This window comes from Streptomyces camelliae, assembly GCF_027625935.1.
Lineage (GTDB): Bacteria > Actinomycetota > Actinomycetes > Streptomycetales > Streptomycetaceae > Streptomyces > Streptomyces camelliae.
This window is the reverse complement of sequence record NZ_CP115300.1, coordinates 6,010,350-6,035,020: the sequence shown is the minus strand read 5'-3', so window position 1 is coordinate 6,035,020 and position 24,671 is coordinate 6,010,350. Positions and strand designations below refer to the sequence as shown.

At 71.6% G+C, this 24,671-nt stretch carries 20 protein-coding genes; 15 read left to right on the top strand and 5 right to left on the bottom strand.

The window, feature by feature from the left end; all coding sequences use genetic code 11:
* Positions 1 to 16: 16 nt before the first annotated feature.
* From O1G22_RS27635 to O1G22_RS27570, 14 genes are all read left to right on the top strand, one after another.
* Positions 17 to 637, top strand: coding sequence for a Uma2 family endonuclease (locus O1G22_RS27635; protein WP_270083794.1), 621 nt, complete (start codon positions 17 to 19; stop codon positions 635 to 637).
* A 203-nt stretch (positions 638 to 840) separates the two neighbouring features.
* Positions 841 to 2,052: an ROK family transcriptional regulator gene (locus tag O1G22_RS27630; RefSeq protein WP_270083793.1), complete on the top strand. Its 1,212-nt coding sequence runs from the start codon at positions 841 to 843 to the stop codon at positions 2,050 to 2,052.
* Positions 2,053 to 2,102: 50 nt separating this feature from the next.
* Positions 2,103 to 3,446, top strand: a complete 1,344-nt coding sequence (locus O1G22_RS27625; protein ID WP_270083792.1) for an ABC transporter substrate-binding protein — start codon at positions 2,103 to 2,105, stop codon at positions 3,444 to 3,446.
* Positions 3,446 to 4,414, top strand: coding sequence for a carbohydrate ABC transporter permease (locus tag O1G22_RS27620; protein ID WP_270083791.1), 969 nt, complete (start codon positions 3,446 to 3,448; stop codon positions 4,412 to 4,414). Before O1G22_RS27625 ends, O1G22_RS27620 begins: the two co-directional genes overlap by 1 nt.
* Positions 4,415 to 4,417: 3 nt before the next feature.
* Positions 4,418 to 5,311: a carbohydrate ABC transporter permease gene (locus O1G22_RS27615; RefSeq protein ID WP_270083790.1), complete on the top strand. Its 894-nt coding sequence runs from the start codon at positions 4,418 to 4,420 to the stop codon at positions 5,309 to 5,311.
* Positions 5,312 to 5,318: 7 nt separating this feature from the next.
* Positions 5,319 to 6,584, top strand: coding sequence for a 6-phospho-beta-glucosidase (locus O1G22_RS27610; RefSeq protein WP_270083789.1), 1,266 nt, complete (start codon positions 5,319 to 5,321; stop codon positions 6,582 to 6,584).
* Positions 6,575 to 7,558: an N-acetylglucosamine kinase gene (locus O1G22_RS27605; protein ID WP_270083788.1), complete on the top strand. Its 984-nt coding sequence runs from the start codon at positions 6,575 to 6,577 to the stop codon at positions 7,556 to 7,558. The genes O1G22_RS27610 and O1G22_RS27605 overlap by 10 nt, the downstream gene beginning before the upstream one ends.
* Positions 7,559 to 7,778: 220 nt before the next feature.
* Positions 7,779 to 9,170: a hypothetical protein gene (locus O1G22_RS27600; RefSeq protein ID WP_428986513.1), complete on the top strand. Its 1,392-nt coding sequence runs from the start codon at positions 7,779 to 7,781 to the stop codon at positions 9,168 to 9,170.
* A 14-nt stretch (positions 9,171 to 9,184) separates the two neighbouring features.
* The gene (locus tag O1G22_RS27595) at positions 9,185 to 10,216 is read left to right on the top strand and encodes a glutamate ABC transporter substrate-binding protein (protein WP_270083786.1); all 1,032 of its coding nucleotides are present in this window, start codon (positions 9,185 to 9,187) and stop codon (positions 10,214 to 10,216) included.
* Positions 10,217 to 10,270: 54 nt separating this feature from the next.
* Complete coding sequence (locus O1G22_RS27590; protein WP_270083785.1) at positions 10,271 to 11,551, top strand: coiled-coil domain-containing protein; 1,281 nt, start codon at positions 10,271 to 10,273, stop codon at positions 11,549 to 11,551.
* Complete coding sequence (locus tag O1G22_RS27585; protein WP_270083784.1) at positions 11,548 to 13,998, top strand: serine/threonine-protein kinase; 2,451 nt, start codon at positions 11,548 to 11,550, stop codon at positions 13,996 to 13,998. Before O1G22_RS27590 ends, O1G22_RS27585 begins: the two co-directional genes overlap by 4 nt.
* A 3-nt stretch (positions 13,999 to 14,001) precedes the next feature.
* Positions 14,002 to 15,384, top strand: coding sequence for a PP2C family protein-serine/threonine phosphatase (locus O1G22_RS27580; protein ID WP_270083783.1), 1,383 nt, complete (start codon positions 14,002 to 14,004; stop codon positions 15,382 to 15,384).
* Positions 15,385 to 15,485: 101 nt separating this feature from the next.
* Positions 15,486 to 16,862: a vWA domain-containing protein gene (locus O1G22_RS27575; protein ID WP_270083782.1), complete on the top strand. Its 1,377-nt coding sequence runs from the start codon at positions 15,486 to 15,488 to the stop codon at positions 16,860 to 16,862.
* Positions 16,863 to 16,895: 33 nt separating this feature from the next.
* Complete coding sequence (locus O1G22_RS27570) at positions 16,896 to 18,596, top strand: FHA domain-containing protein (protein WP_270083781.1); 1,701 nt, start codon at positions 16,896 to 16,898, stop codon at positions 18,594 to 18,596.
* Between the two features lie 16 nt (positions 18,597 to 18,612).
* Here the strand turns inward: O1G22_RS27570 and O1G22_RS27565 are convergent, their stop codons facing one another.
* On the bottom strand, positions 18,613 to 19,593 hold the full coding sequence (locus tag O1G22_RS27565; protein ID WP_270083780.1) for a methyltransferase domain-containing protein: 981 nt from the start codon (positions 19,591 to 19,593) through the stop codon (positions 18,613 to 18,615).
* 163 nt (positions 19,594 to 19,756) lie between these two features.
* On the opposite strand from O1G22_RS27565, the gene O1G22_RS27560 reads away from it, so the two are divergent.
* Positions 19,757 to 20,161 (top strand): globin, encoded by a 405-nt coding sequence (locus O1G22_RS27560; RefSeq protein ID WP_270083779.1) that lies wholly within the window; start codon positions 19,757 to 19,759, stop codon positions 20,159 to 20,161.
* 81 nt (positions 20,162 to 20,242) lie between these two features.
* On the opposite strand, the gene O1G22_RS27555 is transcribed toward O1G22_RS27560, so the two are convergent.
* From O1G22_RS27555 to O1G22_RS27540, 4 genes are all read right to left on the bottom strand, one after another.
* Positions 20,243 to 20,920: a DUF8185 domain-containing protein gene (locus O1G22_RS27555; RefSeq protein WP_270083778.1), complete on the bottom strand. Its 678-nt coding sequence runs from the start codon at positions 20,918 to 20,920 to the stop codon at positions 20,243 to 20,245.
* Positions 20,917 to 21,339: an acyl-CoA thioesterase gene (locus O1G22_RS27550; RefSeq protein ID WP_270083777.1), complete on the bottom strand. Its 423-nt coding sequence runs from the start codon at positions 21,337 to 21,339 to the stop codon at positions 20,917 to 20,919. The genes O1G22_RS27555 and O1G22_RS27550 overlap by 4 nt, the downstream gene beginning before the upstream one ends.
* A 6-nt stretch (positions 21,340 to 21,345) precedes the next feature.
* A complete protein-coding gene (gene ettA / locus O1G22_RS27545; protein WP_270083776.1) occupies positions 21,346 to 23,010 on the bottom strand; it encodes an energy-dependent translational throttle protein EttA in 1,665 nt (554 codons plus the stop codon).
* 629 nt (positions 23,011 to 23,639) lie between these two features.
* Positions 23,640 to 23,840 carry a ribosomal protein L7/L12 gene (locus tag O1G22_RS27540; protein ID WP_270083775.1) on the bottom strand — a complete coding sequence of 67 codons (201 nt, stop codon included), beginning with the start codon at positions 23,838 to 23,840 and terminating at the stop codon, positions 23,640 to 23,642.
* Between the last annotated feature and the right edge of the window lie 831 nt (positions 23,841 to 24,671).

Below are 24,671 nucleotides of genomic sequence, written 5' to 3'. Positions count from 1 at the left end.
GCGACAAGGAGAAGCGATGAGCGCCGAACCGATCATGGAGCCGGTCATGACGCAGGTGGACCCCATCGACCTGTTGAACGCGATCGAAGAGGCGTCGCCGATGCCGATTCGACCCGAATACATCGAGGGGGTGGCCGTCGTGCCGCCGTTCCCGAACGACGATCACAACGACGGCGTCGGAGAGTTGCACTACCAGCTGCGCGCGGCCGGATTCCGCCTCGTGGGCTTTGGCAACGGCTATCGTGCCGCTCATCCCGATGGCACAACCATGGCCCTCCTCGGCCCAGACTTCTACGTCCGCCGACGCAGGCCGACGGATCTCGACAGGGCATACCTCGCGGCCCACGGAGGCTGGTACCCCATCGACATGCTCGCCCTCGCCGGCGAAGTCACCTCCACCAACCACAAGACCGACACCGGCCCCAAGTTCCGCGCCTACGCAGCCGCCGGTGTCCCGGTCTACGTCCTGATCAACCGCCACTCCAAGACGGCCCACTGCTTCACCGACCCCGTCCTCCCCGGTGACGACCCCACCGAGGCCTACTACGCCACCGACACCAAAGTCACCCTCGGCGACCCCCTCCCCCTCCCCGCCCCCTACCCCACCCTCGACACCGCCCCGTTCCTGGACCGCTGAGCCCCTCCCGTCGCTCCCGAGACAACGACTCCGTCGCCTCGGGGGCGTTGTCTATTGACGCCCCCTTCGTCCTGGGCTTACCTTCCTCGCACCGCGATAGGAAACTTTCCTAACAGTGATCTTCCGGCGGCCGGTGATCAAGGCTGGACGCCACGCCCGGGTCACTGGGAAGCTGGGCGGCTGGAGAGGCAGGTGTGGACCCCATGGCAGGAACCGCCGGTACGCCGGGCACCCCGCGCGTCCTGCGCGCCATGAACGACCGCGCCGCCCTGGACCTCCTGCTGGAGCACGGGCCGCTGTCGCGCACCCGGATCGGCAAGCTCACCGGACTGTCCAAGCCCACCGCCTCCCAGCTGCTGGCCCGCCTGGAGGCGGCCGGACTGGTCCGGGTCACCGGCACCAGCGAGGGCCGGCCGGGCCCCAACGCCCAGCTGTACGCGGTCGACCCCGCCGCCGCGTACGCCGCCGGGCTCGACGTCGCCCCGCACCGCATCCGCGCCGCCGTCGCCGACATCACCGGCCGGACCGTGGGCGAGTACGAGCTGCCCACCCCCGGGCGGCATCCCGCGCGTCCCGTCGTCCAGCAGGTCACCGACGCGCTCGACGGGGCGGTGAAGGCGGCCGGGCTCGCGCGGGCCGACGTACACCGGCTCGTCATCGGCACCCCCGGCGCCTTCGACCCCAACACCGGGCGGCTGCGCTACGCCTCCCACCTGCCCGGCTGGCACTCCCCCACGCTGCTGGACGAGCTCGCCGCCGCGCTGCCGATGCCGGTGGAGTACGAGAACGACGTCAACCTCGTCGCCCTCGCCGAACAGCGGCTCGGCGCCGCCAAGGGCCACGGGGACTTCGTGCTGCTGTGGAGCCAGGAGGGTCTCGGCGCCGCCCTGGTCCTCGGCGGCCGGCTGCACCGGGGCTGGACCGGCGGCGCCGGCGAGGTCGGCTTCCTGCCGGTGCCGGGCACGCCCCTGGTGCGCCAGGTGACCAAGGCCAACAGCGGCGGCTACCAGGAGCTGGCCGGCTCCCAGGCCGTGCCCGCGCTGGCCCGCGAGCTCGGCATCACGGACGTACCGCCGGGGCCCCACGCCGAGGCCGCCACCGCACTCGTGGCCCGCGCCGCCGATCACGCCTCCGGCCCCTACCGGGAGCTGCTGGAGACCTACGCGACCCGGCTGGCCACCGGTCTCGCCTCGCTCGTCTCCGTCCTCGACCCCGAACTCGTCGTCCTCAGCGGCTCCATCCTGACAGCCGGCGGCGAGGTGCTGCGCGCCCTCGTCCAGGCCGAGCTGGCGGAACTGGCGGCGGCCCGGCCCCGGCTGGTCGTCGGCGACGTCCACGAACACCCCGTCCTGCGCGGCGCGTTGGAGTCCGCGCTCGGCACCACCCGCGACGAGGTCTTCGACACCTCGCGCTAGAGCGCCCCCCACCCCCCGTTTTCCCGACCCCGTCCCTGGGAGACCTCGTCATGCCCGAAGTCATACCCTCAGCTGCCCGAAAAGCGGCTTTCGCCCTCACCGCCTCCCTCGCCCTGCTCACCACCGCCTGTACGGGGCAGTCCGGCTCCGGCGCCACGGACGACGCCTCGAAGGACACGACGATCAACTTCTGGCACGCCTGGAGCGCGCCGAACGAGGTGCAGGCGGTCAGGAAGCTCGTCGCCGGTTTCGAGAAGGCGCACCCCAACATCCATGTGCACATCGTCGGCGACATGACCGACGACAAGATCAATCAGGCACTGCGCTCCGGCGGCAGCGACGCCCCGGACGTCATCTCCTCCTTCACCACCAACAACGTGGGCAAGTTCTGCTCCTCGGGCGCACTGGTCGATCTCAACCCCTTCTTCAAGAAGTCCGGGATCGATCCCGCCGCGACCTTCCCGAAGACGATGAACGAGTACACCCAGTTCGAGGGCAACCGCTGCACGGTGCCGCTGCTCGGTGACGCGTACGGGCTCTACTACAACAAGACCGCCTTCAAGAAGGCCGGCATCGCCGGACCGCCCAAGACGTGGAGCGAGTTCGAGGCCGACGCCAAGAAGCTGACCGTTCCCGACGGGGATTCCTACAAGCAGCTCGGGTTCATGCCGGACTACCACGGCTGGGAATCCACCACCGAGCACTACTTCGCGCAGTTCTCGCCGACGTACTTCGACAAGAACGGAAAGTCGAACCTCGCCAAGGACCCCGCCTTCGAAAAGGGATTCACCCTGCAGAAGCGGCTCGTGGACGAACTCGGCGGATTCCAGCGGCTGGAGAGGTTCCGGTCGACCCTCGGTGACGAGTGGGGCCCGAAGCACCCCTTCCACACCGGTCAGGTCGCCATGCAGCTCGACGGCGAGTGGCGGCTCGGGATGGCGCTGGCCGCCAAGCCGAGCTTCGACATCGGGGTCGCCCCGCTGCCCGTGCCCGACGACCAGGCCGCGCAGTACGGCAAGGGCTACATCACCGGCACCATCGCGGGTATCGCCGCCACCAGCCACAAGCAGAACGCGGCCTGGGAGCTGGTGAAGTACATGACCACGGACACGGACGCGGTGGTGAACTTCTCCAACGCCATCCACAACGTGCCCTCGACGCTGGCCGCCCTGAAGTCCCCGAAGCTGACGTACGACCCGCGCTTCAAGACGTTCCTGGACATCGCCGCGAACCCGGACTCGACCACCTCTCCGGCGTCCATCAACGGCGGCGTGTATCTCACGACGATCCAGAACTTCGGCTACGACTACGAGAGCGGAAAGGTCACCGACCTCAAGGCGGGCCTGATGAGGACGGCCGCGCAGATCGACACGGACATCGCGCAGGCGAAGTAATGGCCACGATCACCCTTGCGTCGAAGCGCCGCCGGTCTGGCCTCGCTGCGAAGCGGCGGAAAAAGGCACTGCGTACGGCCGCTTTCATGTCACCCTGGTTGATCGGCTTCGCGGTCTTCTTCGCCTATCCGCTGATCTCGACGGTCTATTTCTCCTTCATGCACTACGACGGCTTCAAACCGCCGACGTGGAGCGGGACGAAGAACTGGACGTACGTCTTCGAGCACTACCCCTACTTCTGGCCGGCCCTGCGCAACACCCTGTGGCTGGTGGTGGTCACGGTGACCCTGCGGGTCCTCTTCGGACTGGGCATCGGCCTCCTCATCACGAAGATCAAGACCGGCACGGGTGTCTTCCGCACCCTCTTCTACCTGCCCTACCTGGCCCCGCCGGTGGCGGCCACGATGGCCTTCGCCTTCCTCCTCAACCCCGGTACCGGCCCGGTCAACTCGATCCTGGAGAAGATCGGCATCCCGGCCCCGGGCTGGTTCAACGACCCGAACTGGTCCAAGCCGGCCCTCACTCTCCTCTTCCTGTGGGGCGTGGGCGACCTGATGGTCATCTTCATGGCCGCGCTGCTCGACGTACCGAAGGAGCAGTACGAGGCGGCCGAGCTGGACGGGGCCTCGGCGTGGCAGCGGTTCCGGTTCGTCACGATCCCGAACATCTCGCCGATCATCATGTTCGCGGTGGTCACCGGGGTGATCGCGGCGATGCAGTGCTACACCCAGCCGCTGGTCGCCGGAAAGGTCGCGTCGGGCGTGATCCAGGGCGCGGGCACCATGTTCGAGCCCGGCTACCCCGAGAGGTCGACGCTCACCCTCCCCCAACTCGTCTACAACCTGGGCTTCCAGCGCTTCGACTACGGCTCGGCCTGTGTGGTCGCGCTCGTCCTGTTCGCCCTCTCCATGGCCTTCACCGCGTTCCTGATGCGGCGCCGCGGCGGACTCATCCAGGCAGGTGACTGACAGATGACCCAAGTACTGGACCGGCCGGTGGAGTTGAAGACCCCGGCCTCCCCCGCCGAACGCACGGCCCGCCGCAAGGCGCTCCTGGAATGGATAGCCATCCACTCCCTCGGCATCGCCGCGGCCCTGTTCTTCACCCTCCCCTTCGTCTTCGTCTTCCTGACCTCGCTCATGAGCGACGACCAGGCCCTCAGCCGGGACCTGATCCCGCACACCTGGGAGTGGGCCAACTACCGCAAGGTCTTCGACACCCCGGGCTTCCTGACCTGGTGGAAGAACACCCTGATCTACGCCGGCGCGGGTACGGTCCTCGTGGTCCTGTCCTCGATCCCGGTGGCGTACGCGCTGGCCAAGTTCCGCTTCCGGGGCCGCAATCTGTCGCTCATGCTGGTGATCTCGATGATGATGCTGCCGCCCCAGGTGGTGGTCATCCCGATGTACCTGTTCTGGGCAAAGCAGCTGGACCTGTCCGGCACCCTGTGGCCGCTGATCATCCCGCTCTCATTCGGGGACGCGTTCTCGATCTTCCTCCTCCGCCAGTTCCTGATGACGATCCCCAACGAGTACCTGGACGCGGCGAAGGTGGACGGCTGCGGCGACCTGCGCACCCTGCTGAAAGTCGTCCTCCCGATGGCGAAGCCCGGCATCGCAGCGGTGGCCCTCTTCCAGTTCTTCAACGCCTGGAACGACTACTTCGGCCCCCAGATCTACGCCTCGGAGAACCCGGCCGCCTGGACCCTCAGTTACGGCCTGGAGTCCTTCAAAGGCGCTCACCACACCGACTGGAACCTCACCATGGCCGCGACCGTGCTGGTCATGGCCCCCGTGATCCTCGTGTTCTTCTTCGCCCAGAAGGCGTTCGTGGAAGGCGTCACCCTCACCGGAGTAAAGGGTTGATCTGACTGTGAAACTCACCGTGGTCGGCGGCGGCTCGACCTACACCCCCGAACTCATCGACGGCTTCGCACGGCTCAGGGACACCCTTCCCATCGAGGAACTGGTCCTGGTGGACCCGGACGCCGAGCGCCTCCGCCTGGTCGGCGGCCTGGCCCGCCGTATCTTCGCCAAGCAGGGCCACGACGGCCGTATCGTCACCACCGGCGACCTGGACGCCGGCGTCGAGGGCGCCGACGCCGTCCTGCTCCAGCTGCGCGTCGGCGGCCAGGCGGCCCGGCAGCAGGACGAGACCTGGCCGCTGGAGTGCGGCTGCGTCGGACAGGAGACCACCGGCGCGGGCGGTCTGGCCAAGGCGCTGCGGACGGTACCGGTGGTGCTGGACATCGCCGAACGGGTCCGTCGTACCAACCCGCGTGCGTGGATCGTCGACTTCACCAACCCGGTCGGCATCGTGACCCGTGCCCTGCTCCAGGCCGGGCACCGGGCGGTCGGGCTGTGCAACGTGGCGATCGGCTTCCAGCGCACATTTGCAAACCTGCTGGGTGTGGCCCCGGCCGACGTCCACCTCGGGCACGTCGGCCTCAACCACCTCACCTGGGAGACGGGCGTCCGGCTGGGCGGGCCGGAGGGCGCGGACGTGCTGCCGAGGCTGCTGGCCGAGCACGGCGACGCGATCGCCGGCGACGTCCGCCTGCCCCGCCCCCTGCTGGACCGCCTCGGCGTGGTGCCGTCCTACTACCTGCGCTACTACTACGCCCACGACGAGGTCGTGAACGAGCTGCGCACGAAGCCCTCCCGGGCCGCCGAAGTGGCGCAGATGGAACGGGAGTTGTTGACGATGTACGGCGACCCGGCCCTGGACGAGAAGCCCGCGCTGCTCGCCAAGCGGGGTGGTGCCTTCTACTCGGAGGCGGCCGTGGACCTGGCGGCGGCCCTGCTCGGCGGAGGGGGCAGCCCGTACCAGGTGGTGAACACGCTCAACAAGGGCACGCTCCCCTTCCTCCCCGACGACGCGGTGATCGAGGTCCAGGCGGCGGTGGGCCCGGCCGGCCCCGCCCCGCTGCCCGTCGGCGACCTCGACCCGCTCTTCTCGGGGCTGATCGCGAATGTGACGGCGTACGAGGAGCTGGCCCTGGAGGCGGCGCTGCGCGGCGGCCGCGACCGGGTCTTCCGCGCGCTGCTCGCCCACCCGCTGATCGGCCAGTACGACTACGCCGACCGCCTCACCGACCAGCTGATCGCACACAACCGGGAGCACCTCGCGTGGGCCTGACCTCACCTGTTCCCGCAGCGGTACTCGCCATCGACGCGGGAAACAGCAAGACCGACGTGGCCGTGGTCACCGCCGCCGGGGAGGTCCTGGCCACGGCCCGCGGCGGCGGCTTCCGACCGCCCGTGGTGGGGGTGGCGGCGGCGCTGGAGGCGCTGGCCGACCCGGTGGGGCGGGCCTTCGCCGACGCGGGCGTCACCTCCGTCGCGCATGTCTCGGCCTGCCTCGCCAACGCCGATCTCCCGGTGGAGGAGGAGCGGTTGGCGGCCGCGCTGGAGGCACGCGGGTGGGGCTCGTCGGTGGAGGTCCGCAACGACACCTTCGCGATCCTGCGGGCGGGGGTGGCCGAACCGCGGGGCGTGGCCGTGGTGTGCGGCGCGGGCATCAACTGCGTCGGCATGCGCCCCGACGGCCGTACCGCCCGCTTCCCGGCGCTGGGCCGGATCTCCGGTGACTGGGGCGGGGGTTGGGGCCTGGCGGAGGAGGCCCTGTGGCACGCGGCCCGCGCGGAGGACGGCCGGGGCGGCCCGACGGCCCTGGCCCGGACCCTGCCCGGCCACTTCGGCCTGCCGACGATGTACGCGCTCATCGAGGCCCTGCACCTGGAGCACGTCGACCACGACCGCCGGCACGAACTGACCCCGGTCCTCTTCGCCACGGCCGCCGAGGGCGACCCGGTGGCCCGTGCGATCGTCGCCCGGCTCGCCGAGGAGGTGACGGCGATGGCCACCGTGGCGCTGACCCGCCTGGACCTCCTCGGCGAGGAGACGCCCGTACTGCTCGGCGGCAGCGTCCTGACGGCCGGTCACGCCCTCCTCGACGACGGCATCCGCGACCTGCTGACCACCCGCGCCCCCAAAGCAGGCGTCCACGTCGTGACGGCGAGCCCGGTCCTGGGCGCGGTCCTGCTGGGGCTGGACCGGCTGGGGGCGGACATTCGGGCGCAGGAGCAGGCGCGGGCGTACTGGGAGAGGTAGCGGACCCCGGCGGAACCGAACAGCTGCACAGGGCGTATTCATGGGGGGCGCGCACGGCGCTTCATGTGAGGCGCACACTGCGATCCAATCAAGATCCAGTGAAGGCCGGTGCGGATGCCGGTGCGTGCCGCGATACTGGGCGGCGACGAAGGACCCTGGGGGAGGTCGAGTGACACACCCGCCGAGAAGCAGCACGGCGCCACCACCGGCGGGCCCCGGCATGCCCGCCGCCGCTCCCGGCATCCCCCCGCAGCCCGGCCGTCCGGCGTCCGAGGGCGCCGGTCCCGCCGCGTCCGCCCGTCGGACCGCCTTCGCCGAGGGCGTCGACCGGCTGCGGACCGCGGCCACCACCGAGCCGGGCCGGCTGCGGATCATCGGGGCCGTCCTGGCGCTGCTGGTCGTGGCGTTCGGGGCGAGTGCCGCCTGGCAGGCCGACACGCGTTCGGCCGCCGCCGACGACGTGCTGCACCGCAGCCAGCCGCTGAGCTCCGGCGCGGCCGACATCTACCGCTCGCTCGCCGATGCCAACACGGCCGCCTCCAGCGGGTTCCTGGCCGGCGGCCAGGAGACGGCGGCCTCCCGGGACCGGTACGAGAAGGACATCGACGCGGCCGCCTCCGGCCTGGTGACGGCCGCCGCGAACGCCGAGCCCGGCTCCTCCTCCGAGGCGACGATCGCCAGGCTGAACCGGCTGCTGCCCGAGTACAAGGGACTCGTGGAGCGGGCCCGGACCTACAACCGGCAGGGCTATCCGGTCGGCGGCGCCTATCTGCGCTACGCCAACGAGAAGATGCAGAAGGAGATGCTCCCGGCCGCGGAGGATCTCTACACCACGGAGAACGGGCGGCTCGACGCCGACTACGGCGACGCCACGCCGTACCCCTGGGTCGCGATCGGGCTCGGTGTGCTCGCGCTGGCCGCGCTCGGCTGGGCCCAGCACCGCACCTACCGGCGCACCCACCGTGTCCTCAACCACGGCCTGGTCGCCGCCTCCGCCGCCACCACGGTCGCCCTGCTGTGGCTGGTCGTCGGGCACACGGTGGCCCGCACCGAGCTGAACGGCTCCTACGACCACGGCATCCGCTCGCTGACCGTGCTGCACGACGCCCGGATCGCCTCCCTGAAGGCGCGCGGCAACGAGAACCTGAGCCTGGTGGCGCGCGGCGCCGAGACCGTCACGGTCGACGGGCAGACGTACGACGCCTACTACTACGACTTCGACAAGGACATGGCCGTGCTCGGCAAGGGCCTGGGCCAGGCGGCGACGCTCGCCGACGACCAGGGCGGCAGCGCCCCGGTGAAGGCGGCCGAGAGCAACATGGCGGTGTGGAAGCAGCGGCACACGGCCGCCCGCACCGAGGACGAGAACGGCAACTACGAGCAGGCGCTGGACAAGGTCATCGGCGCCAAGGGCGCCACCGGCGAGTGCTTCGACAGCGTGGACAGCAATCTCGCCCAGGCCATCGGGCATGAGCAGGCGGAGTTCCAGCAGGCCGCTTCCGACGGGCGGGACGCGCTGGCCGGGCTGCCGGCGGGCGTGGCCGTGCTCGCGGTGCTCGGCGCGGCCGGCGCGGTGGCCGGCATCGGGCGCAGACTCTCGGAGTACCGGTGACAGGGGGCAGGACGATGTACGCGAGCCGTGTACGGGCCTCCCTGCGGGGCTGGGGCGGGGTCGGCGCGATGATGGTGGCGTGCGCGCTGGCGCTGGCCTTCGTCCTGCTGCTGCCGTGCACCCAGCGGGCCCCGGACCAGGCGCCGCGCACCGGTCAGCCGGTCGCGGACGGTGTCCAGGCCCGCGCCGGGAGCTGCCAGGACTCCGCGGCGCAGGACCAGACCCTGTCGCCGTCGGGCGCGGACGGGCCGACGATCGACGCGATCAAGGCCCGTACGGGCGAGCGGCGCAAGCTGATCGTCGGCGTCGACCAGAACAGCTACCACTGGGGCTACCGCAACCCGAACACCCAGGGCGCGGAGCTGGAGGGCTTCGACATCGACCTGGTGCACCGGATCGCGCAGGACATCCTCGGCGACCCGGACGCGGTGCAGTTCAAGGCGATCCCGACCAGCCAGCGCATCTCCGCGATCCAGGACGGCCGGGTGGACATGGTCGTCCGGACGATGACGATCACCTGCGGCCGGCTCTCCCAAGTCGCCTTCTCGGCGCCCTACTTCAAGACCGGCCAGCAGGTCCTCGCGCCCAAGTCGTCGTCGATCACCGGCTACAACTCCACGCTGGCCGGGAAGAAGGTCTGCACGGCGGCCGGTTCGACGGCGTACACCAAGCTTGACGCCGACAAGAAGGCCGGCACCCTGCCCGCCACGACCGACATCTCCACCACCGTGCCGAACCAGCTGGACTGCCTGGTCCGGCTGCAACTCGGCGAGGTGGACGCGGTGGTGACGGACGGCGCGCTCGCCGCCAGCCAGGCCGCGCAGGACCCGACCGTCGAACTGAAGGGCGGGGCGTTCACCACCGAGTACTACGGCGTGGCGATGAAGAAGGACGCCTCCGATCTGGTACGCCGGGTCAACCGCGTCCTGGTGGACTACCGCGCGAGCGGCTGGCAGCAGTCGTACGACACCTGGCTGTCGGCGACACTCGGAAAGGACTCGGCGGCCTCCGAGCCGCCCGCACCGCGCTATCTGCGGACCAGTTGAACCCACACGGCATCGGAACACATGGAATACCGGGAACGAAGCGAGAGGTGATCGATGGGCGTCACGGACCCCGCCGGGCCGGTGATGGACCGGGACGAGGTGGACCGTGCGCTGGCGCGGCTCGGCCAGGAGCACGAGGCGATCGAGACCTCGCTGCTGGCCCTCCAGGACCACGCGGGCCGCAGACTCCTCGAAGGCGCCGCGCTGACCGGTGTGACCAGGGAACGCTGGCAGACCACCGAGGCCCGGATCACCCTGCTGTGGACGTACTTCGACGCCTACACCGCCGCGCTGCGCGGTGCCCGTGAGATCCGGGCCCGGCGCCGCTGGTCCAGCCGCGAGGACCTGACGGAGCTGACCGGGCTGCTGCGCGGTGACGCGGTGACCGTCGCCGGCAGCGAGGTCGGCAGGCTCAGCGAGACCTTCTCGCTGGCCACCCTGGTGGACCGGATGAACGAGCTGTACGCGACGAGCCTGGACCTGGTCGTCGCCGCCGACGCGGTGTGGTCGGCGCTGCCCGCCCGGATCGATTTACTCGCCGCCGAGCTCCAGCGCACCCGCACGCTCGCGCACTCCGTCGGCGTACGCCCCGGCGAGCACCCGGCGGGCGACGACCTGGAGCGGATCACCCGCACCCTGACCAAGCTGCGCGAGGACGTCGTCTCCGACCCGCTCGCGTTCTGGGTGCCGGCCGAGGGCAGTTCGGCGCCCGGCGGCGGCCGGCCGGACACCACGGTGTACGACCGTGAGGCGCGCGCCCTGGAGGACGTGCGCCGGGAGATCGACGCCGTGCTGACGGTCCGGCAGGACGCCGAGCAGCGGCTGATCCGGCTGCGGGACGTGCTCTCGCGCGCCGACCGCACCCTCGCCGAGGCCCGCACCGCGCGCGGCGAGGTGCTGGCGAAGATCGCCGCGACCGAGGTGCCGGTGGTCAGCGGCCCGCCGACCGCGCTCCAGGAGCAGCTCGCGGCGGCCGCCGAGTACCGCAGGCAGGCGCAGTGGCACCGGCTCTCCCCGCTGCTGGAGTCGCTGGAGGAGAAGGCCGAGGACGAACTGCTGCGCGCCCGCGAGTCGTTGACCGCCGTCACCGCGCCGCTCGCGGTCCGCGCCGAGCTGCGCGGCCGGCTCGACGCGTACAAGGCGAAGGTGGCCCGGCACGGGCTGGCCGAGGACCCGTTCCTGGTCGAGCGGTACGACGCGGCCCGGCGCATGCTGTGGAGCGCGCCCTGCGATCTGCGGGTGGCCGAGCAGGCCGTGCTGCGCTACCAGCAGCTGGCGGCCGATCTGCTCGCCGGGCAGGGCGCGCCTGAGGACCGTAAGGGGGACCAGTCATGAGTCAGCCGGGGCAGAGCTGTCAGCGGCCGGGCTGCGAGGGGACGTACGAGGACGTCGGCGGCGGTGAGCTGTACTGCGACACGTGCGGTCTCGCGCCGGTCGTCTCGGCGAGCGGCATGGTGGGCTCGACGCCGACCGGGATCACCAAGGGCGCGGTGGAGAGCGGCGGTTCGCGGTCCTCCTCCCAGTCCGCCAGGTCGCGCCGCTCGGTGTCCGGGCGGCTGTCGCGGTCCGCGTCGGGGCGGTCCACCAGCCGTTCGGTGTCGGTGCGCAGCTCCGGTTCGTCGTCGGGGGCGTCGGCGCGCGGGCGGCTCGGCGCCGGGCTGGTGAGCGTGCCGGGGGTGCCGCGGCCGGACCCGCGCGCGATGGTGCTGGAGAACCCGGAGGTGCCGGAGCGCAAGCGGTTCTGCTCGCGCTCGGACTGCGGGGCGCCGGTCGGGCGGGCCCGGGGTGAGCGTCCGGGCCGCACGGAAGGTTTCTGCACCAAGTGCGGGCACCCGTACTCCTTCGTGCCGAAGCTGAAGGCCGGGGACGTGGTGCACGGCCAGTACGAGGTCGCGGGCTGTCTCGCGCACGGCGGGCTCGGCTGGATCTACCTCGCCGTGGACCGGGCCGTGTCCGACCGCTGGGTGGTGCTCAAGGGTCTGCTGGACACCGGCGACCAGGACGCCATGGCGGCGGCGATCTCCGAACGGCGCTTCCTCGCGGAGATCGAGCACAGCAACATCGTGCGGATCTACAACTTCGTCGAGCACCTCGACCAGCGCACCGGCTCCCTCGACGGCTACATCGTCATGGAGTACGTCGGCGGCAAGTCCCTGAAGGAGATCGCCAACGCGCGCCGTACGCCGGACGGCCGCCGGGACCCGCTGCCGGTGGAGCAGGCGTGCGCGTACGGCATCGAGGCCCTGGAAGCCCTCGGTCACCTCCACAGCCGCAACCTCCTCTACTGCGACTTCAAGGTCGACAACGCCATCCAGACCGAGGACCAGCTCAAGCTGATCGACATGGGCGCGGTGCGCCGGACGGACGACGAGGAGTCGGCCATCTACGGCACGGTCGGCTACCAGGCGCCGGAGGTCGCCGAGGCCGGCCCGTCGGTGGCGAGCGACCTGTACACGGTGGGCCGCACCCTGGCCGTGCTCACCTTCGACTTCCAGGGCTACACCAACGTCTACGTCGACTCCCTGCCCGACCCCGACACCATCGAGGTCTTCCGCCGCTACGAGTCCTTCTACCGCTTCCTGGTCCGCGCCACCGACCCCGACCCGGCCCGCCGCTTCGGCTCCGCCCAGGAGATGGCCGAGCAGCTCACCGGGGTTCTGCGCGAGGTCGTCTCCCTCCAGACGGGCCAGGCCCGCCCCGCGCTGTCGACCCTGTTCGGCCCCGAGGTGAAGGTCACGGACCGGGAGTTGTTCCCCCGGCTGGACGGGGACGTGTCCCGGCTGGGGGCGCGGGAGGTGCGCAGGTCCGCGCCCGCTGCGCCCGCACTGCCCCCGGCCGCCCTCGTGAAGCCCGTCGACACCCCCGCCGCCGCGCTCGCCCTGCCCGTGCCGCTGGTCGATCCGAGCGACCCCAACGCCGGTTTCCTGGCCGGACTGATGACCTCCGCCCCTGCCGAGCTGATCGCCGCCCTCGACGCGGCGCCGACGCGGACCGTGGAGACCCGGCTGCGGCAGATCCGGGCCCGGCTGGAGAGCGGTGAGCGCCAGAGCGCGCTGATGAGCCTGGCCAAGCTGGACGAGGAACGGCCGGACGACTGGCGGGTGGTGTGGTACCGGGGGCTGGCCGCGCTGGTCACCGGTGACTTCGAGGGCGCCGCGCTCGCCTTCGACGCGATCTACGACGCCTTCCCCGGCGAGGCCGCGCCCAAGCTGGCGCTCGGCCTGTGCGCGGAGGTGCTGGGCCAGCTGGACAACGCGGCCGAGTACTACCGGCTGGTGTGGGCGACCGACCCGAGCTTCGTCAGCGCCGCCTTCGGCCTCGCCCGGGTGCGGCTGGCGGCCGGGGACCGGCACGGGGCCGTACACACCCTGGAGTCGGTGCCGGAGTCCTCCATCCACTTCACGGCCGCCCGCGTCGCCGCCGTACGGGCCCGGCTCAGACACCGTACGGCGAGCGCGGGCGACGTACCGTTCCTGGACGACCTGACCGCCGCCGCCGGACAGGTCGAGGAGCTCGACGCGTACGGCCTGGACCCGGCGCGGCGCGAGCAGTTGGCGGCGGAAGTCCTCGGCTGCGCGCTGGACTGGATACTCTCCGGGGGCCAGGGCACACCGTCGGTCGCCGGCGGACGGGTGCTGCTGGGCAGCGGTCTGGACGAGCGGGGCCTCCGCTTCGGCCTGGAGCGCGCCTACCGCACGCTGGCCCGGCTGGCGCCGGGCGGCGAGGAGAGGATCGAACTGGTGGAACGGGCCAACCGTTACCGCCCCCGGACGTGGGTGTAATCGATGTCGCAGATGCCCCAGCAGGCCGCACTGCCGAAGTGCCCGAGCTGCGCGGAGCCCGTGGAGTCGGGTGACCTCTTCTGCGGAGCCTGCGGGTACGACCTCTCCGTCGTACCCGCGCCGCCGCAGGACCATCCGACGCTCACCATGACCGGTGTCGCCGGGGACGGGGACGACGGCGGAGGCGACGGGGACGGTGTGGCCTGGCCCGCCCCCGAGCAGGAGGGCTCCGCAGCGCCGGACGCGGTGCATCTGCCGAGCGATCTGCCCGGCACGGACTCCGGCGACACGCCCCTGCACGGAAGCGGACACGGGCAGGGACGCGGGCACGGACACGGACACGGACACGGCGCGCAGGATCCGCGGGCCGGTTCCGGGGTGCGCTTCGACCGGCCCGAGGAGCCCGAGGAGTACCCGTTGCAGGCGCCCGACCCGCGGCCGGCCGCCGAACCCGCCGTACCCGAGGAGCCCGCGCAGGTGTGCGTGGCCTGCCGGGCGGGCCGGGTGGACAGCGACGGCTACTGCGAGAACTGCGGGCACGCCCAGCCCCGCGAACGCGACCACGTGGAGCGGGAGTCGGGCCCGGTCGCCGCCGTCAGCGACCGCGGGCTGCGCCACCACCGCAACGAGGACGCCTTCGCCGTCGGCCACACCGCGCTGCCCGACGGCACCCCGGCGGCCGTCGCGATCGTCTGCGACGGCGTCTCCTCGGCCACCCGCCCCGACGACGCCTCGCTGGCCGCCGCCCGGACGGCCGGGGACGCGGTGCTGGCGGCCCTGCCGCGCGGCACGCACCCGCAGGCGGCCCTGCACGAGGCGATCGTCGCCGCCGCGCAGGCCGTCAACGCCCTGGCCGACGAGCCCGCCACGGCCCGCGAGCACGCCCCGCACCAGAACGCCCCGGCCTGCACGATCGTCGGCGCGGTGGTCACCTCCGGGCTGCTGGTGGTCGGCTGGGTCGGCGACAGCCGCGCCTACTGGGTGCCGGACGACCGTACGGCCCCGGCGGCCCGGCTCACCGAGGACGACTCCTGGGCCGCGCAGATGGTCGCCGCCGGGCTGATGAACGAGGCCGAGGCGTACGCCGACGAGCGCGCCCACGCGATCACCGGCTGGCTGGGCGCGGACGCCTACGAACTGGAGCCGCACACCGCGTCCTTCAAACCGGACCGCCCCGGTGTCGTCATCGTGTGCACCGACGGCCTGTGGAACTACGCCGAGACGGCCGGGGAGATGGCCGAGGCGGTGCCCGCGGACGCGGCCGAACGCCCGCTGCACAGCGCCCGGGTGCTGGTCGGTCACGCCCTGGACGGCGGGGGCCACGACAACGTAACAGTGGCCGTCGTACCGTTCCCGATGCCGCCGCAGGGGGCAGGATCGGCCTGAGGGCGCGGGCCGGAGGGGACCGGCCGGGCCCGAGGGGACGGGCTGTCCGTTCACAGTCATGCCCTGCATCAACAGGGTGGTCAAGGGGGATTTGAGTACGTATGGCCAATTTCTCGAAGTCGAGCGTGCCTCAGTTCTCGATGGACGTCTACCAGAACGCGTATCTGCCGGAAGGCGGCCGTGAGGTCAACGCGATCGTCACGGTGACGGCGACCGGCGGGGGCACGATCGGCAGCGCCGTGTCCCAGGTGTATCCGCAGGGCCACGGTCCGTCCGCCGCCGTGGCGCTCATGGTCGACTGCTCCGGCTCGATGGACTACCCGCCGACCAAGATGCGCGGCGCCCGCGACGCCACGGCCGCCGCGATCGACGCCCTGCGCGACGGCACGCACTTCGCGGTGATCGGCGGCACGCACGTGGCCCAGGAGGTCTATCCCGGCGCCGGACGGCTCGCGATCGCCGACGCCACCACCCGCGAACAGGCCAAGCAGGCGCTGCGCAGGCTCAGCGCGGGCGGCGGTACGGCGATCGGGACCTGGCTGCGGCTCGCCGACCGGCTGTTGTCCTCGGCGGACGTCACCATCCGGCACGGCATCCTGCTCACCGACGGCCGCAACGAGCACGAGTCCCCGGAGGATCTGCGGGCAGCGCTGGAGGCGTGTGCCGGACGGTTCACCTGTGACGCCCGCGGGGTGGGCACCGACTGGGAAGTGAAAGAAGTCACAGGGATCGCCTCCGCGCTCCTCGGCACCGCCGACATCGTCGCCGACCCGGCAGGCCTCGCGGCCGACTTCACGCGGATGATGGAGACGGCGATGGGCAAGGAGGTCGCCGACGTCGCCCTGCGGGTGTGGACGCCGGTCGGCACGAGCATCCGGTACGTGAAGCAAGTCGCGCCCACCGTCGAGGACTTGACCGTCCGGCGCACCGAGGCCGGACCGCGCGCCGGCGACTATCCGACCGGCTCCTGGGGCGACGAGTCCCGCGACTACCACGTGTGCGTGGAGGTCCCGCCGGCCGGGATCGGCCAGGAGATGCTGGCCGCGCGGGTGTCGCTGGTCGTGCCACAACCTGGGGGCACCTCCCGCGCGAGCGAAGCCGAGCGTGGGGGAGGATCGGTACAGAACCTCGGCGCGCAGGGCCTCGTACGGGCGGTCTGGACCGACGACATGACGGCCTCCACCTCCATCAATCCCCAAGTCGCCCACTACACCGGGCAGGCCGAACTGGCGCAAGCCATCCAGCAAGGCCTTGACCTTCGCAAAGCGGGCGATTTCGATGGAGCAACGGCCAAACTGGGGCGGGCGGTTCAGCTCGCCAGCGCCTCTGGGAACGCGGATACTGCGAAACTGCTTGCGAAGGTGGTGGACGTGGTCGACGCCGCGACAGGTACTGTGCGGTTGAAGACGAAGGTCGCGGAGGCGGACGAGATGACTCTGGAGACCCGGTCCACAAAGACTGTTCGTGTAAAGAAGTGACCCTGGAAACGTAGGAGAAAGGGAAGCGCCGACATGCCGACCTGCCCGAACGGACACCAGTCGGGTTCCGACGACTGGTGCGAGGTCTGCGGTCACCGCATGGCCGGTGCCGTACCTCCGCCCCCTCCCCCGCCGCCCCCGCCCGCGGGCGGTTACGGCTTCCCGCCGCCCGCCGGGCCCGGCGGCCCCGGTGCCCAGGCCGGCGCACGCCCGCCGGCCGGGTCGGCTCCGGAGCCGGAGCTGTGCCCGCAGTGCCGCACGCCCCGCGAGGGCGGCGCGCCCTTCTGCGAGGAGTGCCGGTGGAACTTCCTGACCAACACGGCCACGTCGTACACCCCGGCCGCCCCGCGCCCGCCCCAGCCCCGTTTCCAGCCGCCGAGCGCGACGTACGGCGGCGGTGACGGGTACGAGTACCAGGGCTCGCGGCCCTCGCAGATGAACCGCCCCGCCGAGCCGATCCCGTCCTTCGGCAGCGAGCCGTCGGGCCCGACCCCGTTCGGCACTGAACGCCCACCGGCCGGCCCGCCGACGACCCCGGGCCCGGGTGGCCCGGGTGGCCCGGGTGGCCCGGGCGGTGCTGGTGGTCCTGGCGGTCCTGGTGGTCCGTCCGGCTTCGGTAGCGGTCCCGGGCAGGGTCCGGGCGGCTTCGGTGCCGGTCCGGGGCAGGGTCCGGGCGGGTTCGGTGGCGGTCCGGGGCAGGGTCCCGGCGCCGGTGGTCCTTCCGGTTCCTCCGGGTTCGGTGGCGGTCCGGGGCAGGGTCCTGGTCAAGGTCCCGGTGGTCCCGGTGGCCCCGCCGGTCCCCCGTCGTTCGGGCGAGAGCCGTCGTCCCGTCCCGGTGGCCCCGCCGGTCCGCCGTCCTTCGGGCGTGAGCCGTCGCCGGCCGGTCCCGGCGCTCCCTTCGGTCGTGAGCCCTCCGCTCCCGGCGCGCCTCAGGGCGGCCCCTCCGGCTTCGGCGGCGACCCGTCGCGTCCGGTGCCTCCGCCGCCCGGGCCGACCCCGCCCGCCGGTCCCGGTGCGGGCCCCGGCGGTGCGCCGCAGGCGTTCCAGCAGTCGGGTCCGTCCGCACCGCCCGCGCCGCCCGCGTTCCCGCGCGAGAGCGGCCGGCCCCCGGTGGGCGGCCCGCCCGGCGGCGGTCCCTCGTTCGGCGGCGGTGACGACGACTGGGTGATCTCCCCGCCGTCGTCCACCGGCCCCGCCGGAGGTCCTGGTGGTCCCGGAGGTCCGGGCGGTCCGGGCGGTCCGGGCGGTGGTTACGGCTACCCGCAGCCCGGCTCGACGCAGGCCCCGCCCCCGCCCGGCCCCGGCTTCCCGCAGCAGCCCGCGGGTCCGGTCACCTGGACGGCGACCATCGGCCCCGACCGCGAGTACTTCATGGCGATGATGCAGCGCTCGGGCCCCGAGGCCGCGGGGCTCAACCTGCCCGCGTACTCACCCGAGCAGCAGCGCACGCTCAGCGGCAACCAGGTCAGCATCGGCCGCCGCCGGCACTCCACCGGCGACACCCCCGACATCGACCTGTCGGTGCCGCCGGAGGACCCGGGCGTCTCGCACCAGCACGCGATGCTGGTCCAGCAGCCGGACGGCAGCTGGGCGGTCGTCGACCAGAACTCGACCAACGGCACCACGGTCAACGGCTCCGACGAGCCTATCCAGCCGTTCGTGCCGGTCCCGCTGCAGGACGGTGACCGGGTGCACGTGGGCGCCTGGACGACGATCACCATCCGCCGGGGCTGAGCCGGTCCGGAGCTGTTCAGGGGAGGGGCCAGACGTACGGCCCCTCCGGGTCGTCCAGCCACGCCCAGGCGTGCTCGCCGCCGACCGTGACGCCGTAGCGCTCGCGCCCCGGCATGCCCTCGCGCTCCCACAGCGCCCCGGCCTCGCGCGGATCGAGGGTGTGCCGGGTCAGGGTGAGCAGGAAGCGGAACGTCTCCTGCTCGCGGACCCGGCCCGGCAGCACGGCGAGCGACACCCCCAGCGGCTCCGGCCTGACCTCGCCGCGCAGCGGGACGAAGTAGGCGGCCGTCGGCAGGAAGCGGCCCTCGGCGTGTGCCGGGTCCCGGACCGTCAGCGCCAGCACGCCGGTCGCCAGCGGGGTGAGGATCCGGGCGCCGGGGCGGCACTGGGCGAGCCAGGCGCGCGGGACCGTGGGCAGCGCGCAGGTGGCGATGATCCGGTCGAAGGGGGCGCGTTCGGGCACCCCGCGCGCGCCGTCGCCGGTGACCACGACGACCGGGCGGTGGCCGGCCGCCTCCAGATGCCGGCGGGCGGACTCGGTGATCTCCGGTTCCAGGTCGATCGTGGTGACGAGGTCGTCGGCGCCGAGCCGGTGGGCCAGCAAGGCCGCGTTCCAGCCGGTGCCGGCGCCGACCTCCAGGACCCGGTTCCCGTCCTCGACGCGCAGCGCGACCAGCATGCGGGCCATCAGGGAGGGCTGGCTGCTGGAGGAGACCAGTTCGCCGTCGCGCAGCCGGGTGGCCAGCGGGGCGTCCGCGTAGGCGCCGCGCACCCAGCGCTCGCGGGCCCGTGGATCGGGGCTCTCGCCCCAGCGGCGTTCGTAACCGCGCGGCCCGGCGACGTAGTAGTACGGCACGAACAGATGCCGGGGCACGGCGGCGAACGCCTCCCGCCACACCGGGGCCTCGTCCCAGATCCCCTCGGCGTCGATCTCCCGCACCAGCCCGGCCCGCGCGTCGGCGGCCAGCGCGTCGGTCTCGGTGTCGTAGGCGCCCATGGCTCCACAGTAGGGGCGGGACGGCCGCGGGGTCCTAAGCCTTGAGTCCTGGGTCACCCGGTCTGAGACGATAGACAGGTACTGCAATTCCCGGGGGACAACCCCCGGACCCCCGGCCGAACAGCCTCGGGGTGGACCGGCAAGAGAAGTGAGGCAATCCAACGTGACCGAGATTCGGCGCGGCACGCTTCAGGAGCAGACCTTCTACGAGCAGGTCGGCGGGGAGGAGACCTTCCGTCGGCTGGTCCACCGTTTCTACGAGGGGGTCGCCGAGGACCCGCTCCTGCGGCCCATGTACCCCGAGGAGGACCTGGGCCCGGCCGAGGAGCGGCTGGCGCTGTTCCTGATGCAGTACTGGGGCGGCCCCACGACATACAGCGAGAACCGCGGCCACCCCCGGCTGCGCATGCGGCACGCCCCGTTCGTGGTGGACCGGGCGGCGCACGACGCGTGGCTGAAGCACATGCGGGCGGCCGTCGACGAGCTCGGGCTGTCCGAGGAGCACGAGCGGACACTGTGGAACTACCTGACGTACGCCGCCCAGTCGATGATCAACACCCCGGAGTGAGCCGGCGGATTCCGTAGGTTCAGCGGGACGCTGCTCCGCAGTGCAGGTTGAGCGGGACGCTGTTCCGTAGTTTCCGCAGGTTCAGCGGACGCTGATGCCGAGCGGGCCGAGTCCGGCCCGCCGGACGACGACGGAGCCGTACGGGGTGCGCAGCCGCAGCCACGCGCCGGACGAGAACAGCCCGGTGTCGGCGGCCTCGGTCCCCGGCCGCAGGAAGCCCAGGGACTGGGCCGCGTGCACGGCCCGTACCGGGAGGCCGGTCCGGCCGATCTCCCGGGACCAGATGTCCCGCCCGATCCGGTCGAGTTCGGCGCGGGTACGACCGTCCGGCGCCAACTCCTCGGTACGGGACCGGAATTCGCTGACCGCGGCGGCCACGGTCGCCCGCAGCGCGTCCGGGGCGGGCAGCCCCGGCTCGGGCGTCCAGCCGCCGCGCGGCGGCAGCACCCCGGCCCACGGCGGGCCGGTGACGGCGGCCGGTACGGCGGCGGTGGCCGCGCGCTCGTCCACGGACTCCAGCAGCTCACCGGCGGAGACGGTCACGTCGAGGGTGACGTCGAGCCCGTCCTCGTACGGCTTCGCCAGCCGCACCGCGCGCACGGCCAGCACCTCGAAGGAGGGCGGCCGCCCGAAGACGGCGAGCGCGGTGCCCGCCGCCTGGAGCCGTACAGCCGCTCCACGGTCGTAGTGGAGCAGCCGGGAGAGGAAGGCGGCGAGGTCGGCCGCCTCCGTCTCGTCGACGAGGTGCAGCACGGTCATGCCGCGGCGGCCTCCTCGTCGGCGCCGTCCGCGTCGTCGGTGTACTGCTGGAGGAACTCGCGCTCCCCGGCGGTGATCCGGCGCGGCGCTTGCGTCTCGAAGTCGAACGGCACGACCACGGTGGAGGCCCGGACGTAGATCACCTCCGCGTCCTTCACCTCGTAGGAGACGGTGAAGGACGCGGCCCTGATCTGCGTGACCCACAGCTCGATGTCCACGGGCGTGGGCCGGTGGACGAGCTGGCGCTTGTAGTCGATCTCATGGCGCGCCACCACGGACCCCTGCTTGGACTCCTTGCCCCGCAGGGACAGGAAGTCGATGCGGGCCTCCTCCAGGTAGCGGAGGAAGATCGCGTTGTTGACATGGCCGTAGGCATCCATGTCCGACCAGCGCAGTGGGCAGCGATAGATGTGGCGCAAGATCGATCAGCCCCGGGTCAGCTTCTTGTAGGTGGCACGGTGCGGACGCGCGGCGTCCGGACCGAGGCGCTCGATCTTGTTCTTCTCGTACGACTCGAAGTTACCCTCGAACCAGAACCACTTGGACTCACCCTCGTACGCGAGGATGTGCGTGGCGACACGGTCGAGGAACCACCGGTCGTGGGACACGACCACGGCGCACCCGGGGAACTCAAGAAGCGCGTTCTCCAGGGAGGAGAGGGTCTCCACGTCGAGGTCGTTGGTGGGCTCGTCGAGGAGCAGCAGGTTGCCGCCCTGCTTCAGGGTCAGCGCCAGGTTGAGACGGTTGCGCTCACCGCCGGAGAGGACACCGGCCGGCTTCTGCTGGTCCGGACCCTTGAACCCGAAGGCGGAGACGTACGCGCGGGACGGCATCTCGACCTGGCCGACGTTGATGTAGTCGAGCCCGTCGGACACGACCTCCCACAGCGTCTTCTTCGGGTCGATGTTCTCGCGGCTCTGGTCGACGTAGGAGATCTTGACGGTCTCGCCGACCTTGATGTCACCGGCGTCCGGGGTTTCGAGCCCCTGGATCATCTTGAAGAGGGTGGTCTTGCCGGCGCCGTTCGGCCCGATGACCCCGACGATGCCGTTGCGCGGCAGCGTGAAGCTGAGGCCGTCGACGAGGACCTTCTCCCCGAAGGCCTTGTTGAGCTTGTCGACCTCGACGACGACGTTGCCCAGCCGCGGCCCCGGCGGAATCTGGATCTCCTCGAAGTCCAGCTTCCGCATCTTGTCGGCCTCGGCAGCCATCTCCTCGTACCGCGCGAGACGGGCCTTGGACTTGGCCTGACGCCCCTTGGCGTTGGACCGGACCCACTCCAGCTCTTCCTTGAGCCGCTTCTGCCGCTTGGCGTCCTTCTGGCCCTCGACCTTGAGGCGGGAGGCCTTGGTCTCCAGGTACTTGGAGTAGTTGCCCTCGTAGCCGTGCAGCCGGCCGCGGTCGACCTCGCAGATCCAGCCGGCGACGTTGTCGAGGAAGTACCGGTCGTGGGTGACGGCCACGACGGTGCCCGGGTACTTGGCGAGGTGCTGCTCCAGCCAGTTCACCGACTCGGCGTCGAGGTGGTTGGTGGGCTCGTCGAGGAGCAGCAGGTCGGGCTGCTCCAGCAGCAGCTTGCAGAGCGCGACGCGGCGCTTCTCACCACCGGAGAGGTTGGTGACGTGCCAGTCGCCGGGCGGGCAGCCCAGCGCGTCCATCGCCTGCTCCAGCTGAGCGTCGAGGTCCCAGGCGTTCGCGTGGTCCAGCTCCTCCTGGAGCTTGCCCATCTCGTCCATGAGGGCGTCGGTGTACTCGACCGCCATCTGCTCGGCGATCTCGTTGAACCGGTCGAGCTTGCCCTTGATCTCGGCGACACCCTCCTGGACGTTCTCCAGGACGGTCTTCTCCTCGTTCAGCGGGGGCTCCTGGAGCAGGATGCCGACCGTGTACCCCGGCGACAGGAAGGCATCGCCGTTCGACGGCTGCTCGATCCCCGCCATGATCTTCAGCACGGTCGACTTACCGGCACCGTTCGGACCGACGACGCCGATCTTCGCCCCCGGCAGGAAGTTCAGGGTGACGTCATCGAGGATCACCTTGTCGCCGTGCGCTTTGCGCGCCTTGCGCATGGTGTAAATGAACTCAGCCAAGAGAAACCGTCCGGCAACTTGAAATCTGGCAGTGGGCAGATACACCCCATCTTGCCTGAACGCCAGGCTTGGGTGTTAACCCGTTTGGTTGGGGGGCTGTGACCTGGGGTTTCGTGGGTTGCGGCGGTGGCTCGTCTGTCGCTGTCGGTCGCCATTGGGTGGCCTCGGGTGCCCTCGCACGACCCAGGGACGGCCCGGGAGCGATCACTCGCCAGCTGCCGGCCACTCATCGAGCCGGACTCTCACCTGGTGGCTGTGGGCGTGCCGGCGGACCTCCCCCTCGACGGAGACCCCGAGGGCGGGCAGCTCCATCCCGTGCGGCATGGCCGTGATCTCAGCCAGGGCGACAGCGTCACATACACCGTCTAGTCACGTACACCGTCTATTCGCATGAAGACACCGAAGGGCTGGCGGCCGATGACCTCTCCGGTAACCCAGGTCCCTACCGGCAGAGCCGCGACAGTCGCCGCCCAGCTACGCCGGACCGCGTCTGCTGCCGGCACACTCGGGCCCGCGGGCCACGCGTACCCACCCATCGCCAGACCACGACGCCGTACATCGCCAGACCACGACGCCGTACATCGCCAGACCACGACGCCGTACATCGCCAGACCACGACGCCGTAGCGACTAGCGGCCGCCCATCCGGTCCACCGCGTCCTTGGCTTCCTTCAGGTCAGCACCGGTCATCTCTCGGTACGCCTTGATCGCCGCAACCTGCTTGCCCTCGCGCACCAGCGCCTCGACCCGCTCCCGCTGCGCGCGCTGTTCGTCCGACTCCTCCAGCCCCAACCGGTCGGCGATCAGAGCGAGTCGGCCCTCAATGCGCACCAGTCACTTGTCCATGCCGGAGAGACGGCTCTGAACGCTCGCGATCCCCGCGAAGAGGCCCAGTATGAGGAGAAGCTCCACGATGTCCATGACAGAAGATCCTAGGCCGATCCGGGAGGCGGACGGCTCTTCGGGCGACCGAGCTGCTGGAGCATGCCTCGGACACCCTCGACGACCACGACCAGGGCCCGGAGGACCTCCGGCGGCTGGCCAAGGAACTGACCGGTGCATTGCGAGACGTACTCCGCGTTGCAACCAGCCGCGGTTACCTTCTGGCAGTGGGCGATCCTCATCACTCTTGAAGGGGACGGCGCGTTCAGCGGCTACAGCCTGCTCAGTGCGGCCTGACTCGCTGGCCCATAGCCGGCCCTTCAGCTGGCAGCGGGCCTGAGGAAGCCCACGACTCCGACCGCTCAGATGCCGTGGGCTTCTGTCGTTATCGGTCGGCGTCGGGTGACCTCGTGCGGCCCAGGGACGGAGCGCCCGCAGCCGATCGCGCGGGCCGGCGTGGTCTACGACGGCCACCCGCACGATCTGGCGCGGCCTGGGCCCGCACAACCTGACCTTGCTGGCGACCAGGCGCCTGGAAGATGCGGGCACGCCCCAGTGGCGCAGCCCGGCAGCCACGTGCCGTTTCCGCGACAAGCGCCCGGGGACCGCCGTCGTCCGCGCGCGTTGCCGTCAGCGTTGCCGTCTCGACCGTCGGTGCTTTGGTCGCGGCCTGGTGGCTGCACAGCCGTGGCGCTTGCACAGCTACCTCTTGCAGTGTTGGCAGGCCCTGAGCCCCTGCTTCTTGGCCTCGTCCTCGGGCATCGATTCCCGGCCCATGTA

Bases quoted from the DNA above. Each gene is read 5' to 3' on its own strand.
- O1G22_RS27635 (WP_270083794.1), top strand. From the start codon at position 17: ATGAGCGCCGAACCGATCATGGAGCCGGTCATGACGCAGGTGGACCCC.
- O1G22_RS27630 (WP_270083793.1), top strand. From the start codon at position 841: ATGGCAGGAACCGCCGGTACGCCGGGCACCCCGCGCGTCCTGCGCGCC.
- O1G22_RS27625 (WP_270083792.1), top strand. From the start codon at position 2,103: ATGCCCGAAGTCATACCCTCAGCTGCCCGAAAAGCGGCTTTCGCCCTC.
- O1G22_RS27620 (WP_270083791.1), top strand. From the start codon at position 3,446: ATGGCCACGATCACCCTTGCGTCGAAGCGCCGCCGGTCTGGCCTCGCT.
- O1G22_RS27615 (WP_270083790.1), top strand. From the start codon at position 4,418: ATGACCCAAGTACTGGACCGGCCGGTGGAGTTGAAGACCCCGGCCTCC.
- O1G22_RS27600 (WP_428986513.1), top strand. From the start codon at position 7,779: ATGCCCGCCGCCGCTCCCGGCATCCCCCCGCAGCCCGGCCGTCCGGCG.
- O1G22_RS27595 (WP_270083786.1), top strand. From the start codon at position 9,185: ATGTACGCGAGCCGTGTACGGGCCTCCCTGCGGGGCTGGGGCGGGGTC.
- O1G22_RS27590 (WP_270083785.1), top strand. From the start codon at position 10,271: ATGGGCGTCACGGACCCCGCCGGGCCGGTGATGGACCGGGACGAGGTG.
- O1G22_RS27585 (WP_270083784.1), top strand. From the start codon at position 11,548: ATGAGTCAGCCGGGGCAGAGCTGTCAGCGGCCGGGCTGCGAGGGGACG.
- O1G22_RS27580 (WP_270083783.1), top strand. From the start codon at position 14,002: ATGTCGCAGATGCCCCAGCAGGCCGCACTGCCGAAGTGCCCGAGCTGC.
- O1G22_RS27575 (WP_270083782.1), top strand. From the start codon at position 15,486: ATGGCCAATTTCTCGAAGTCGAGCGTGCCTCAGTTCTCGATGGACGTC.
- O1G22_RS27570 (WP_270083781.1), top strand. From the start codon at position 16,896: ATGCCGACCTGCCCGAACGGACACCAGTCGGGTTCCGACGACTGGTGC.
- O1G22_RS27565 (WP_270083780.1), bottom strand. From the start codon at position 19,593: ATGGGCGCCTACGACACCGAGACCGACGCGCTGGCCGCCGACGCGCGG.
- O1G22_RS27555 (WP_270083778.1), bottom strand. From the start codon at position 20,920: ATGACCGTGCTGCACCTCGTCGACGAGACGGAGGCGGCCGACCTCGCC.